Source organism: Enterobacter sp. kpr-6 (genome assembly GCF_900116015.1).
In the GTDB taxonomy this organism is placed as follows: domain Bacteria; phylum Pseudomonadota; class Gammaproteobacteria; order Enterobacterales; family Enterobacteriaceae; genus Enterobacter_D.
On the sequence record NZ_FOYH01000005.1, the window covers coordinates 228,579 to 242,115 of the forward strand.

The 13,537-nt window shown below is 55.6% G+C and carries 12 protein-coding genes; 7 read left to right on the forward strand and 5 right to left on the reverse strand.

The features are described from left to right. Positions 1-343 precede the first annotated feature (343 nt). The 4 genes from BM373_RS14445 to BM373_RS14460 all read left to right on the forward strand — a co-directional run bounded on the left by BM373_RS14445 (position 344) and on the right by BM373_RS14460 (position 4,412). Positions 344-1,681 (forward strand): PTS sugar transporter subunit IIC, encoded by a 1,338-nt coding sequence (locus tag BM373_RS14445; protein WP_090462547.1) that lies wholly within the window; start codon positions 344-346, stop codon positions 1,679-1,681. Positions 1,682-1,688: 7 nt separating this feature from the next. Further along, positions 1,689-3,116, forward strand: coding sequence for a glycoside hydrolase family 1 protein (locus tag BM373_RS14450; protein WP_090462549.1), 1,428 nt, complete (start codon positions 1,689-1,691; stop codon positions 3,114-3,116). A 76-nt stretch (positions 3,117-3,192) separates the two neighbouring features. Beyond that, entirely contained in the window at positions 3,193-3,966 is a 774-nt protein-coding gene (locus tag BM373_RS14455) for a GntR family transcriptional regulator (protein WP_090462551.1), read from the forward strand. Beyond that, positions 3,963-4,412 (forward strand): GNAT family N-acetyltransferase, encoded by a 450-nt coding sequence (locus BM373_RS14460; RefSeq protein WP_090462553.1) that lies wholly within the window; start codon positions 3,963-3,965, stop codon positions 4,410-4,412. Before BM373_RS14455 ends, BM373_RS14460 begins: the two co-directional genes overlap by 4 nt. Here the strand turns inward: BM373_RS14460 and galR are convergent. Continuing rightward, entirely contained in the window at positions 4,409-5,416 is a 1,008-nt protein-coding gene (galR, locus tag BM373_RS14465; RefSeq protein WP_090462555.1) for an HTH-type transcriptional regulator GalR, read from the reverse strand. The genes BM373_RS14460 and galR overlap by 4 nt on opposite strands. Before the next feature lie 429 nt (positions 5,417-5,845). On the opposite strand from galR, the gene aas reads away from it, so the two are divergent. Next, positions 5,846-8,005 carry a bifunctional acyl-ACP--phospholipid O-acyltransferase/long-chain-fatty-acid--ACP ligase gene (aas, locus tag BM373_RS14470; RefSeq protein ID WP_090462557.1) on the forward strand — a complete coding sequence of 720 codons (2,160 nt, stop codon included), beginning with the start codon at positions 5,846-5,848 and terminating at the stop codon, positions 8,003-8,005. After that, the gene (gene lplT, locus BM373_RS14475; RefSeq protein ID WP_090462559.1) at positions 7,998-9,188 is read left to right on the forward strand and encodes a lysophospholipid transporter LplT; all 1,191 of its coding nucleotides are present in this window, start codon (positions 7,998-8,000) and stop codon (positions 9,186-9,188) included. Before aas ends, lplT begins: the two co-directional genes overlap by 8 nt. 46 nt (positions 9,189-9,234) lie before the next feature. Here lplT and BM373_RS14480 read toward each other — a convergent pair whose 3' ends face one another. The 4 genes from BM373_RS14480 to mutH all read right to left on the reverse strand — a co-directional run bounded on the left by BM373_RS14480 (position 9,235) and on the right by mutH (position 12,324). Continuing rightward, positions 9,235-10,275, reverse strand: coding sequence for an NADP(H)-dependent aldo-keto reductase (locus BM373_RS14480; protein WP_090462561.1), 1,041 nt, complete (start codon positions 10,273-10,275; stop codon positions 9,235-9,237). A gap of 125 nt (positions 10,276-10,400) precedes the next feature. Further along, positions 10,401-10,619 (reverse strand): YgdI/YgdR family lipoprotein, encoded by a 219-nt coding sequence (locus BM373_RS14485; RefSeq protein WP_090462562.1) that lies wholly within the window; start codon positions 10,617-10,619, stop codon positions 10,401-10,403. A 233-nt stretch (positions 10,620-10,852) separates the two neighbouring features. Beyond that, entirely contained in the window at positions 10,853-11,566 is a 714-nt protein-coding gene (locus tag BM373_RS14490) for a TerC family protein (protein ID WP_090462564.1), read from the reverse strand. A 62-nt stretch (positions 11,567-11,628) separates the two neighbouring features. After that, positions 11,629-12,324, reverse strand: a complete 696-nt coding sequence (mutH, locus tag BM373_RS14495; RefSeq protein WP_090462566.1) for a DNA mismatch repair endonuclease MutH — start codon at positions 12,322-12,324, stop codon at positions 11,629-11,631. 681 nt (positions 12,325-13,005) lie between these two features. Between mutH and rppH the strand changes: the two genes are divergently transcribed. Then, on the forward strand, positions 13,006-13,536 hold the full coding sequence (rppH, locus tag BM373_RS14505) for an RNA pyrophosphohydrolase (protein ID WP_090462571.1): 531 nt from the start codon (positions 13,006-13,008) through the stop codon (positions 13,534-13,536). Position 13,537: the final 1 nt, after the last annotated feature.

The window sequence follows — 13,537 nt, forward strand, 5'->3', positions numbered from 1 at the left end:
GATGGATCGAGTGCAGACTCTCCTTTCCCCCTCACCCTAACCCTCTCCCTGGGGGAGAGGGGACGGATCGAGTGCAAACTCGCCTTTCCCCCTCTGCTATGGGAGAGGGGACGGAAAGTGCGCGGACTTGCCTTTCCCCCTCTCCCTGAGGGAGAGGGCCGGGGTGAGGGTAAAACCCGACTGGGATACCAATATTTTCACCACCCGCCAATTTGGAATACCACTTCCTATCCTGAGAACTCAATCACAGAACTTTTTCCAACCACTGACTATTTTTGGTATGCCAAAGGGTATCCGGCAGTCACCCTACACTATAAAAGCCCTTTTACTGAGGTACCAGCACATGGCTCTACAGGAAAAGCTCATCGATTCTCTGGGTAGTTTTGCTACAAAATTCAACAGCTATCGCTACATCATGGCGATCAAATCCGCCTTCATTACCCTGATGCCGGTGATCATCGTCGGGGCGTTCTCGGTGCTGATCTCCAACATGGTGCTGGACCCGAAAAACGGCCTTGCCAGCTTTCAGGCGCTGTCGTTCCTCGCGGCGCTCAAGCCCATCACCAGCGCGATTAACTACGCCACGCTTAATTTTCTCAACATCGGCGCGGTGTTTTTAATTGGCCTTGAACTCGGGCGCATCAACGGCATTAAATCGCTGTTCCCCGGCCTTCTGGCGGTGATCTGCTTTATCTGCGTCACGCCAACTACCGTGGAAATGCTGGTGGACGGCGAAATGCACGTGGTGAAAGACGTCCTGCTGCGTCAGTTCTCGGACACCCGCAGCCTGTTCCTCGGCATGTTTATCGCCATTTTATCCGTTGAACTCTATTGCTGGCTCGAAGGGCGCAAAGGGCTGAAGATCAAAATGCCCGACACCGTGCCGCCGAACGTCGCCGCCTCGTTCTCGGCGCTGATCCCGGCGATCATCACCACTACCGTGATCGCCACGTTTGGCTTCGTGTTCCACCAGGTCACCGGCATGTATCTGTACGACGCCATCTACCAGGTGGTGCAACAGCCGCTGGAGCGCGTGGTGCAAAGCCTGCCGGGTATTTTGCTGCTGATGTTTGTGGCACAGCTTTTCTGGGTGATCGGCATTCACGGTAACCAGATGATCAAACCGATCCGCGAGCCGTTGCTGCTCGGTGCGATCACCGTCAACATGAGCGCCTTCGAACAGGGCAAAGAAGTACCGAACATCATCACCATGCCGTTCTGGGATGTGTACATGAGTATCGGCGGCTCCGGTCTGACCATCGGCCTGCTGATCGCCGTGATGATTGCCACCAAACGCAAAGAGATGAAAGAGATCGCCAAGCTCTCCATTGGCCCTGGCCTTTTCAACATCAACGAACCGGTCATCTTCGGGATGCCGATCATGCTCAACCCGATCCTGGCGATCCCCTTCATCATCACCCCGCTGGTCACGGGCTCCATCGGTTACTTCGCTACCGTCACCGGTTTTGCGGGCAAAGCGGTCGTCATGGTGCCCTGGACCACGCCACCGCTGATTAACGCCTGGCTCTCCACCGCCGGTTCAATGGGCGCAGTGATCACCCAGCTTATCTGCATCGTTACCGCAGTAATTATCTATCTGCCGTTTGTGAAAATTGCTTCCCGCCGCGCGGAACAGGCGCAGTTACAGGCGGAGACAAATGAAATGGCGAAAAACGCCTGAGGATTGCATGAGCATAAAAACCATCACTATTCCGCCGTCGTTCATCCTGGGCGCGGCGGCCTCCGCCTGGCAAACCGAAGGCTGGAGCGGCAAAAAAGAGGGGCAGGATTCGTGGCCCGATCTCTGGTACAAAAACGACCGCCACGTCTGGCACAACGGCTATGGCCCGGCGGTGGCGACCGATTTTATCAACCGCTTTCGTGAAGACGTTCAGTTGATGAAAGAGGCCGGGTTAAGCCACTACCGCACCTCGATTAACTGGTCGCGCTTCTTTACCGACTATGAAAATGGCGTAGTGGACGAGGAGTACGCCGCGTATTACGACAGCCTGTTTACTGAGATGCATAAAAACGGCATCGAGCCGATGATCTGTCTCGAACACTACGAACTGCCTGGTTATTTGCTGGAAACCTACGGCGGCTGGGCGTCGAAAAAAGTGGTTGAACTGTTCGTGCTGTACGCGGAAAAAGTCTTTGCCCGCTACCATAATCAGGTCTCCCGCTGGTTCACCTTTAACGAGCCGATTGTGGTGCAAACCCGCGTTTACCTCGACGCGCTGCGCTGGCCCTACGAGCAAAGCACCGGCACCTGGATGCAGTGGAATCACCACAAAACCCTGGCGACGGCGAAAGTGGTGAGGCTGTTCCGCGAGAAGGCCTATCACGGCACGGTTGGCTGCATTCTCAACCCGGAAGTGACTTACCCGCGATCGACGGCCCCGCACGATGTGCGCGCCGCTGACATCTACGATCTCTTCTACAACCGCGTGTTTCTCGACCCGATGGTCAAAGGTCACTACCCGGCGGAGCTGTTCAGCCTGCTTGAACAGCATCAGGTGGAGTGGGATTACACCGACGACGAACTGGCGATTATCCGCGATCACACCGTCGATGAACTGGGCATCAATCTCTATTACCCGCACCGCGTCAAAGCGCCGTCCCGCGCCTGGCATCCGCATACGCCATTCCATCCGGCCTGGTATTACGAGCCGTTTGAACTGCCAGGCAGACGGATGAATAAATCGCGCGGCTGGGAAATTTACCCGCAAATTGTCTACGACATGGCGATGCGCATTAAAAATGAGTACGGCAACATACTGTGGTTTGTCGCCGAAAGCGGGATGGGGATCGAGAACGAAGGGCAGTTCCGCAACGCCGACGGGGTGATTGAAGACGATTACCGCATCGCGTTTATCAGCGAGCATCTCTACCAGACGCTGCGCGCGCGCGAAGACGGCGCGAATTGCCAGGGCTACATGCTGTGGGCCTTTACCGATAACGTCTCGCCAATGAACGCCTTCAAAAATCGATATGGCTTAATCGAAATCGATCTGGAGAATAACCGCGCCCGGCGAGCCAAAAAATCAGCGGCCTGGTATCGTCGGTTAAGCGAAGAGCGTGAGCTTACCCTGACCCTTGATGATGAATGGAAATAAACATAGCCGCGTTTAGTGCAGGTGAATTTGGTAAGCTAACGCCCGATAAACGTTGACTTTCAGTACAGGTGATATTGTGGAGAAGGCTGTCATTCCGCCGGAAAAAAAACAGTACCAGGAAATTGGCGAAGATTTGCGGACGCAAATTATTCAGGGCCATTACCCCATTGGCGCTCGCCTCCCGCCGGAACGCAATATCGCCGAAACCTACGGCGTCAGCCGCACGATTGTGCGCGAAGCACTGCTGATGCTGGAGTTACAGGGGACGGTGGATATTCGCCAGGGATCGGGTGTGTACGTGATGCGTATTCCCCAGGAGCATGAAAACGAAGAGGAGAGGCTGCTTAACAGCGACGTTGGCCCGTTTGAAATTCTCCAGGCGCGGCAGTTGCTGGAGAGCAACATTGCTGCGTTTGCGGCGAAGATGGCGACGCGGGCCGATATCGACAACCTCAAGCGCATCCTTGAGCAGGAGCAGCGGGCGATTGCGATGAACGACACCGCTCAGGACAACAGCAAAATGTTTCATCTGGTGCTTGCGGGCGCAACGCAAAACCAGATGCTTTTAGCGACGGTGGAAAGCGTCTGGCATCAGATGGACAGCAGCCCGCTGTGGCAGCAGTTTAACGTGCATATCGCCAGCCGCCCGTATCGCCTGAAATGGCTTGGCGATCGGCAAACGTTGCTGGCCGCTTTGCGTCGCCGCGACGTGATGGGGGCCTGGCAAAGCATGTGGCAGCATCTGGAGAATGTAAAAACCAGCCTGCTGGAACTCTCAGACGAGGACGCGCCCGATTTTGACGGCTATCTGTTCGAATCCGTGCCGCTGTTTCAGGGGAAATTGATGTGAAGATCGTCCCACTCTATGAAGCCCCGCAGTTTGCCGGTACGGTCACGGACTGGCTGTGGCAGGCGTTTGGCGATTCACTGCCGCGTGATTTTTTTGCGAGCATTATTGCCCACAGCCAGCGCCCCGGCGCGTTGCCGCTGACGTTTATCGCCCTCGACGGTGAGAAATTACTGGGCACCGTGGGGCTCTGGCGCTGCGATTTGATCAGCCGTCAGGATCTCTGGCCGTGGCTGGCGGCGCTGTATGTGGACGAGGCCGCGCGCGGGCAGGGGCTGGCGGGGCTGTTGCAAAAACAGGTGATCGAGTACGCCCGCGAACAGGGGTATGCGCAACTGCACCTTTACTCCGCCTGCCGCGATTTTTATGAGCGCTACGGCTGGCACTATATCGGTGATGGCCTGGATTACCCCGACACCACCGTGCACCTGTACCGCTACGATCTTTAGTTTTCCTGCGGCATTCCCACAGAATGGCGTCTGACCAGGGTGGGGTTAAAAACGTGGGTAATTTCCGGTAGCGGGCGGTTTTCCGCCAGCGCCAGCGCCAGTTCAGCCGCCTGCGTCGCCATGGTAATAATCGGGTAGCGCACCGTGGTCAGGCGCGGGCGCACGTAGCGGGAAATCAGCACGTCATCAAAGCCAATCAGCGAAATTTCACCCGGCACCTCGATGCCATTATCGTTTAATACGCCCATCGCGCCCGCCGCCATCGAGTCGTTGTAGCAGGCCACGGCGGTAAAGTTTTTGCCGCGCCCGAGCAGTTCGGTCATCGCCTGTTCGCCGCCGCTTTCATCCGGTTCCCCGAAGGTCACCAGCCGGTCGTTACAGGGCAGACCGTTTTCCCGCAGCGCATCGTAATAGCCCTGAAGCCGGTCTTCCGCGTCGGAAATGGCGTGGTTTGAACACAAATAGCCGATTTTGCTGTGACCCTGCTGGATCAAATGGCGGGTCGCCAGCCATGCGCCGTAGCGGTCGTCGAGCGCCACACAGCGCGTTTCAAAACCGGGCAGAATGCGGTTAATCAGCACCATGCCGGGCATTTGCTGCATCAGGGCGGTCAGATCCGCATCGGGGATCATTTTGGCGTGCACCACCAGCGCCGCGCAGCGGTGGCGAATCAACTGTTCAATCGCCTGGCGCTCTTTTTGTTCGTTATGGTAGCCGTTACCAATCAGCAGGAAATTGCCGGTCTGGTAGGCCACCTGCTCGACGGCTTTGACCATCGAGCCAAAGAAAGGATCGGAGACATCGCCCACCACCAGCCCGACCGTTTCGGTGGACTGCTGCGCCAGCGCGCGGGCATTAGCGTTAGGGTGATAATTGAGCGATTCCATGGCGCTGCGTACCGCGAGACGCGAGGCGTCGCTGGCCTTCGGGGAGTCGTTGATCACGCGGGAAACCGTGGCGACAGAAACACCTGCAAGCCGGGCTACATCCTTAATTGTCGCCATACTGCACCTTATTTGTAGGGTAAGCGTTTACACACAGTGAAGTGTTACGGAAAAGCGGCGGCTATTCAAGGGTATTGCCGGATCGCAAGCTGTAAACGTGAACTCGCGCGCGGCCCGGTTGTGGAACAGTTTCACCGCTGTTTTACCGCAAATAATACAAAAAAAGTGAATTCAAACCTTTAGTTACACTTTGCGAAGGGCTGTTGCGATTGTTCGCTGGAGGGAACGCGCGGCAGATTGCTACATTTGAGGTCCCAGAGGTATTGATTGGTGAGAATTCAGTACAGATTGAGTACTCTCTTTTTGCACCAACCTGCGCGGATGCGCAGGTTTTTTTTCGCCCTCATTTCGGTTAGCTCCCCCCGCACTTCTCGTGTAATCTGCCACAATTCAGTTACTCATCGAAACCACAGACAAAGGAAGTTGAAAATGCTATTAGGCTTTTTTCGCACACTTTTTCGCCTGATGTTCAGGATTGAACTCACTGGCGACACCCAGGCGTTACGCGGCGAGCGTGTCCTGATCACCCCTAACCACGTTTCATTTATCGACGGCATTTTGCTGGCGCTGTTTTTACCGATCCGCCCGGTTTTCGCGGTCTATACCTCTATCAGTCAACAATGGTATATGCGCGCCTTAAGCAAACTGATTGATTTTGTGCCGCTCGATCCGACGAAACCCATGACCATCAAGCACCTGGTGCGGCTGATTGGCGAGGGGCGTCCGGTGGTGATTTTCCCGGAAGGGCGCATTTCCGTCTCCGGTTCGCTGATGAAAATCTACGATGGCGCGGGCTTTGTCGCCGCCAAATCCGGCGCAACTGTCGTGCCGGTGCGCATTGAAGGGGCTGAGCTGACTTTCTTCAGCCGCCTGAAAGGGCTGGTCAAACAGCGCCTGTTCCCGCAGATCCGCATTCACATCCTGCCGCCAACGACGCTGCCGATGCCGGATGCGCCGCGCGCCCGCGATCGCCGCAAAATCGCTGGCGAAATGCTGCACCAGATCATGATGGAAGCGCGCATGGCCGTGCGCCCGCGCGAGACGCTGTTTGAAGCGTTACTCGCCGCGCAGTACCGCTACGGCGCGGGCAAAAATTGTGTTGAAGACATCAACTTTAAGCCCGACAGCTATCGCAAGCTGTTAACCAAAACGCTGTTCGTGGCGCGCATCCTCGATAAATACACCGCGCAGGGCGAGAAAATCGGTCTGATGCTGCCTAACGCCGGGATCAGCGCGGCGGTGATTTTCGGTGCGATTGCCCGCGGGCGCGTCCCGGCGATGATGAACTACACGGCGGGCGTGAAAGGGCTTTCCAGCGCCATTACCGCCGCACAAATCAAAACCATTTTTACCTCGCGCATGTTTATGGATAAAGGCAAGCTCTGGCACCTGCCGGAGCAGCTTACTCAGGTGCGCTGGGTCTATCTCGAAGATTTAAAAGGCGACGTTACCGCTGCCGATAAGCTGTGGATTTTTGGCCACCTGTTAATGCCGCATCTGGCGCAGGTGAAACAGCAACCGGAGGATGCGGCGCTGGTGCTGTTTACCTCCGGTTCGGAAGGTAATCCGAAAGGCGTGGTGCACAGCCATAAGAGCCTGTTGGCAAACGTCGAGCAGATCCGCACCATCGCGGATTTCACCGCTAACGACCGCTTTATGTCGGCGCTGCCGCTGTTCCACTCCTTTGGCTTAACCGTCGGGCTGTTAACCCCGCTGCTGACCGGGGCGCAGGTGTTCCTCTATCCCAGTCCGCTGCATTACCGCATCGTCCCGGAACTGGTGTATGACCGTAACTGCACCGTGCTGTTTGGTACGTCCACTTTCCTCGGTCACTACGCCCGCTTTGCCAATCCGTATGATTTTTACCGTCTGCGCTACGTGGTGGCCGGGGCGGAAAAACTGCAGGAGAGCACCCGCCAGCTCTGGCAGGACAAATTCGGCCTGCGCATTCTTGAAGGCTACGGCGTAACCGAGTGCGCGCCGGTGGTGTCGATCAACGTGCCGATGGCGGCCAAACCGGGCACCGTGGGGCGCATTCTTCCCGGTATGGATGCCCGCTTGCTGGAGGTTCCCGGTATTGACGACGGTGGCCGCCTGCAACTGAAAGGGCCGAACATCATGAACGGCTACTTACGCGTTGAAAATCCTGGCGTACTTGAAGCGCCGACGGCGGAAAACGCGCAGGGCGAGCTGGAACAGGGCTGGTATGACACCGGCGACATCGTGCGTTTTGACGAGCAGGGCTTTGTGCAGATCCAGGGCCGCGCCAAACGTTTTGCCAAAATCGCAGGTGAGATGGTTTCACTGGAAATGGTGGAGCAACTGGCGCTGGCGGTGTCTCCGGACAAAATGCACGGCACGGTGATCAAAAGCGACGCCAGCAAAGGCGAAGCGCTGGTGATGTTTACCACCGATAGCGAACTGACGCGCGAGAAGTTGCAACAGCAGGCGCGGACGCAGGGCGTGCCGGAGCTGGCCGTCCCGCGTGATATCCGCTTCCTGAAACAACTGCCGCTGTTAGGCAGCGGTAAACCCGATTTCGTCTCCCTTAAAGCCCTTGTTGAAGAAACGGAACAGCCACATGCATGAGTCCCGCATTAACGATTCGATATGGTCGAAGGGAATGCTGGCGGTCACCGCAGCACAGTTTCTCTCGGCCTTTGCCGATAACGCGCTGCTGTTTGCCACCCTTGCGCTGTTAAAAGCGCAGTTTTATCCCGACTGGAGCCAGCCGATCCTGCAAATGGTGTTTGTGGGCGCTTACATTTTGTTTGCGCCGTTTGTGGGGCAGGTGGCAGACAGCTTCTCAAAAGGCCGGGTGATGATGTTCGCCAACAGCCTGAAGCTGCTCGGGGCGGTATGTATCTGCGTGGGGCTCAATCCTTTTGTCGGCTATACGCTGGTGGGCGTGGGCGCAGCGGCCTATTCGCCTGCCAAATACGGCATTCTTGGCGAACTGACCACCGGCGATAAGCTGGTGAAAGCCAATGGCCTGATGGAGTCCTCGACCATCGCCGCCATTTTGCTTGGTTCGATGGCGGGCGGCGTGCTGGCGGACTGGCATGTGCTGGCGGCGCTGGGCGTCTGTGCGCTGTTCTACGCCGGGGCGGTGGTGGCAAACCTGCTGATCCCTAAACTTCCGGCGGCGCGACCGGGGCAATCCTGGCGTTTTAAACCGATGACGCACAGCTTTTTTGCCGCCTGCAAAGTGCTGTGGCAAAACGGCGAAACCCGCTTCTCGCTGGTGGGCACCAGCCTGTTCTGGGGCGCTGGCGTGACGCTGCGTTTCCTGCTGGTACTGTGGGTGCCGCAGGCGTTAGGCATTACCGATAACGCCACACCGACTTACCTGAACGCGATGGTCGCGGTAGGGATTGTGGTGGGAGCTGGCGTGGCGGCGAAGCTGGTGACGCTGGAAACGGTAGCACGCTGTATGCCCGCCGGGATATTAATCGGCGTGGTGGTGCTGATTTTCTCGTTACAACATGCTTTGCTGCCGGCCTACGGTTTGCTGCTGCTGATCGGCCTGCTGGGGGGCTTTTTCGTCGTCCCGCTGAACGCGCTATTGCAGGAGCGGGGCAAACGCTCAGTCGGCGCAGGCAATGCCATCGCGGTGCAGAATCTCGGTGAAAACACCGCGATGCTGATTATGCTGGGGTTGTACTCGCTGGCGGTAAAAGCGGGTGTGCCGGTAGTTGGCGTTGGTGTGGGCTTTGGCGCGCTGTTTGCGCTGGCAATCGCCGGGCTGTGGATCTGGCAGCGCCGTCGTTAACGTTAAAAATAGCCCGGCATCGCCGGGCTGTTTCATTGCTGTTTCATCAGGGGGCCGGGTAGGTATAAACCTGATGCACCGCTTCAATTTCCGCTAACACCTCTTCGCTCAGCTCAAGATGCAAACTTTCGACGTTAGTTTTTAACTGCTCCATGGTGGTTGCCCCCAGCAGCGTGCTGGCGACAAACGGCTGGCGACGCACAAAGGCCAGCGCCATCTGCGCCGGGTCAAGATTATGACGCTTCGCAATCTCCACGTAGGCAGCCACGGCTTTTTGCGACTGCTCGCCGCTGTAGCGGGTAAAGCGGCTGAACAGCGTATTACGCGCCGCTGCGGGTTTCGCGCCGTTCAGATATTTGCCGGTCAGCGTGCCGAATGCGAGGCAGGAATAAGCCAGCAGCTCAACCCCTTCAAACTGACTCACTTCTGCCAGACCCACTTCATAGCTGCGGTTCAGCAGGCTGTAGGGATTCTGGATGGTGACAATGCGCGGCAGATCGTGTTTGTCGGCCAGGTGCAGGTAGCGCATCACGCCAAACGCGGTTTCATTGGATACGCCGATATAGCGGATTTTTCCCGCGCGCTGGTATTCGGTGAGTGCTTCCAGGGTTTCAAGGATCGTCACGCCCGGTGCCGAATCCGCCCAGCTATAGCCGAGCTTGCCAAAGCAGTTGGTCGGACGCTGCGGCCAGTGGACCTGGTAAAGATCGAGATAATCGGTTTGCAGCCGCTTTAAGCTGGCGTCCAGCGCCTGACGGATATTCTTGCGATCCAGCGCCTGATCCGGGCGGATACCGCTGTCGCTGTTACGACTCGGGCCGCTCACTTTCGAGGCGATAATTAGTTTTTCGCGGTTTCCCCGCTTCGCCAGCCAGTTACCGACGTAAGTTTCGGTCAGGCCCTGCGTTTCGGGGCGGGGCGGAACGGGATACATTTCGGCGACATCAATCAGGTTAATGCCCTGACTGACCGCGTAATCGAGCTGTGCGTGGGCGTCGGCTTCGCTGTTTTGTTCACCAAACGTCATTGTGCCCAGCCCCAAAGTGCTTATTTCAAGCGAGCTGTGTGGGATACGGTGATAGTGCATAAGCCGGATTCCTTTTTATAAACAACGTCAGGCACTTCCTGACAAAGGAATATAAACATGGCAGAGGGGAGCAAAAAGGGGAAGAGAAAAATCAAAAGGTCAGCAGGTTGCTGACCCTGCCGGGATCATCGTTCAATAATCTGTGATACGTCATCGCGGTTAATCTGCATTTCGTTACCCTGCTGATCGCGATAGCTGACCAGGCCAGTATCATCATCAATTTCTGGTTTCCCTTCCGTCATAATCATGCGCCCGTCCTTCGTCGACATCACATAATCACTGCTGCATCCCGAAACGGCAAAAGCAATACCCATCGCAGAGATTATCACTGCCCATTTTTTCATCGTGTTGTCCTCAAGTGGCTCGTGTCTCAATGTAGTCTAGTAATAACCTGAGATTACGCGATGAAAAAGCAGGAAATTCTTAAAGGGAAGGCCCCTCACCCCGGCCCTCTCCCGCAGGGAGAGGGGGAAGGGCGGGCTGCGCGCAACTCATCCCCTCTGCCAGGGGAGAGGGGGAGTCGGTGCACAATCTGTTCCCTCTCCCACGGGGAGAGGGTTAGGGTGAGGGGAAAAAACTACAGCGGGTTCTTCTTATTGCGCAACAGATTGAGGCTTTCCACCGCAATAGAGAAAAACATCGCGAAGTAGATATACCCTTTCGGCACATGAATGCCGAAACTTTCCAGCATCAGGGTGAAGCCCACCAGAATCAAAAACGACAGCGCCAGCATCTTCACTGACGGATGGCGGTCAACAAATTCACCAATCGGACGCGCAGCGAACATCATCACGCCGACCGAAATCACCACCGCTGCCATCATGATAAACAGGTGATCCGACAGGCCTACGGCGGTGATCACCGAGTCCAGGCTGAAGATAATGTCCAGCATCATTATCTGCACGATCGCGCCCATAAAGGAGTGAACGTTGGTTTTTAACCCTTCTTCCTCACCTTCGATGGATTCGTGGATCTCTTTGCTCGCTTTCCAGATCAGGAACAGACCGCCGAGCAGCAAAATCAAATCTCGCGCAGAGATAGCGTGGTTAAAGACTTCAAACAGCGGGGTCGTCAGTCGCGTAACCCAGGCAATAGAGGCCAGCAGCGCCAGGCGCATCAACATAGCCGCTGCCAGACCGATGCGTCGGGCGTGGTTTCGTTGAGCGGTAGGCAGTTTTGCAACAACCAGAGAGAGGAAAATAATATTGTCGATCCCGAGCACAATCTCCAGCAGCGTCAGTGTTCCGAGCGCCAGCCAGGCATTGGGATCGGTTATCCATGCAAATAACATCGTAAAGTCCTGCCAAAAAAAGAAGCGCTAATTATATGCGGATGCCGGGGAAGGGCAAAAAATTAATATCCCTGTAACACAAAATGGCGCGCCAGCAGTGCGCCCGTGAAGTTCTTTTTCAGATAAAAACCGCGCGGCAGGGTCAGGATGGTCTGGCCATGCTGCCCAATGGCTTCCGTCAGCGCCTTGCTGTTAGCCGCTTTTGGCCGCAGTTGCAGCACCTCACCATGACGGGCGGTAATACTTTCCACCCGGCCCAGCACGATAAAATCCATCAGCTCTTCCCAGTCCATGCGCAACTGCCGCTCCTCTTCCTCATCAGGACTCCAGAGCAGGGGGGAACCGACATGGCGATGGGCGACCGGGATCTCGCGAGATCCTTCCACCGGGATCCACAGCACACGTTTGAGCTTGTGGCGCACGTGGCTCGTTTCCCACACCACGCCGGTATTGCCGGTTAACGGCGCGACGCAGACAAAGGTGGTTTCCAGCGGGCGGCCTGCGCTGTCGATGGGGATAGTTTTCAACTCCACGCCGAGTGCGGCAAAGTCCTGCTCAGGTTTACTGCCCGCGCTGGCCCCAAGCCACAGCTCAAGCAGAATGCCGGTCCAGCCTTTATCACGTTTCAAATCCGCTGGTACGGGCAATCCGGCGAGCGCTGCCAGTTCACCCAGCGTATAACCTGCCAGGCGCTGGGCCTGGGCTAACAGTTGCGCTTCGGACTCAGGTGCACCGGACAACGGGACTAACGGTAACATGTACTTTACCTCTGGTTAAAAAATGAACAGCAATTATCCACTGCCACAAACGTGACTTTTATTTCTGAACCACATTACACAATGGCATGATTTTAATGATGTTTTAAGAGAGCCTGGCGTCTGTTGCGCAACATGTGCTGAGGTTTTCCAAATCTGGTCACTGACAATGAACAGGATCTTACACCATGTTATCCACAGAAAAGTGGGATAACTGGTAAAAACCCGCACTACTGTTTCCATTTACAGCCTTGACGTGGGAGCAAAATCGAATTTTCGCACAAAATGTGTTTAAGTTATTGGCACAATCTGTGGATAAAACCGACTCTGTGCGATCTTTCATCAATGCCAGGATCATACCTGTGATAACGATCACATAATAAGTGATTCTTTTGCAGTGACACCCCTCAATTTACTGAATAATATAAATTAATTATTTTTCCTGTTACGCGCCCGATTAAGACTACTCTGGGTTTTCCCATGGTAATTCCATAGTTCTTCACAACTATATCCACAGAAAAGGTGAATAAAATTGCCCTTTGGCACCGCTTTCTGTTTATAACTCGCGGCATAACTGTGAGTTATTCAAATGTTATTCGGTTACAGCCGTTTCAGAGAGTGGTTTACCGTTATGCGCGAGTGTGAAACAATCGTTTAAATTCAGATTTATTTTGAGGTAGTCCGGTGATTGATGACGATGGCTACCGCCCAAATGTTGGAATCGTAATCTGTAATCGACAAGGCCAGGTCATGTGGGCCAGGCGCTTTGGTCAGCACTCATGGCAGTTTCCTCAGGGGGGAATCAACCCCGGAGAATCCCCGGAACAAGCCATGTACCGGGAGCTGTTTGAAGAGGTGGGATTGAGTCGTAAGGATGTCCGTATCCTCGCCTCAACCCGCAACTGGTTACGCTACAAGTTACCGAAACGTTTGGTGCGTTGGGACACAAAGCCGGTTTGTATCGGTCAGAAACAGAAATGGTTTCTCCTGCAACTGGTCAGCAGCGATGCTGATATAAATATGCAAACCAGCAGTACCCCCGAATTTGATGGCTGGCGTTGGGTGAGTTACTGGTACCCGGTTCGTCAGGTGGTGTCGTTTAAACGCGACGTCTATCGTCGGGTGATGAAGGAGTTTGCAGGCGTGGTGATGGCGCTAACGGAAGCGACACCGAAGCCACAAGTTTCTCCTGCCTGGCGTCGTAAAAGAGGTTAAG